Source organism: Oleiphilus sp. HI0043, from assembly GCF_001634935.1.
Genome location: NZ_LWEY01001298.1, coordinates 1 through 679, shown reverse-complemented (window position 1 = coordinate 679; position 679 = coordinate 1). Strand labels below are relative to the sequence as shown.

Here is a 679-nt window from a genome sequence, read left to right as displayed (position 1 = left end):
AGACGGCAAAGCGGTGATGATTGTTGTGCCAGCCTTCTCCCAGGGTAAGCAGTGCAAGGAAAGCATTATTCCGACTTTGGTCTTTTGTCTCAAAGCGCCTTGATCCCCATACGTGACCAAGAGAGTTAATGGTGAAGGTGGCGTGAAACAAAAATACTGTAGAGATAAAGAAGCCCCAAACCAGAATTTGTAAACCATTAACGCCTGAGTTTGGTAAAGCATAAGCCAAGTATTCACCCAGCATGTACATGCCGATTGCGAAGAGAACGGGCACTAGGCTATCAAAGCGATTTAGAAAGCGGAGTTCAGGGAACTTCGCTAGGTCTTTTATGACACTGTAATCGGTTTTAAACCCTTCATCGCTCATGAACCATCCGACGTGACTCCACCAAAAACCATGAGCAATGGGAGAGTGTAAGTCTGACTCTTCATCTGAGTGCTTATGATGATTCCGGTGATGAGCGGCCCACCAAAGCGGGCCTCTTTGAGACGCTGAATTGCCTAGCACGGCAAAACAAAACTGCCAAAAGCGGTTGGCCTTGTAACTCTTGTGAGAAAAAAAGCGGTGATAAAACGCGGTGACCGCAAACATCCTTAGCCAAAAAGCGGCTAAACAGATCGCAATGGCGACGGGGCTCCAGCCTGTCCAGATGACACCTAGGCAGCCTAAGTGGACGGC

At 48.3% G+C, this 679-nt stretch carries 1 protein-coding gene; it reads right to left on the bottom strand.

Annotated elements, in window-relative coordinates; all coding sequences use genetic code 11:
- On the bottom strand, positions 1 to 592 hold a 592-nt coding region (locus tag A3729_RS16920), incomplete at its 3' end, for a fatty acid desaturase (RefSeq protein WP_231877456.1).
- Positions 593 to 679: the final 87 nt, after the last annotated feature.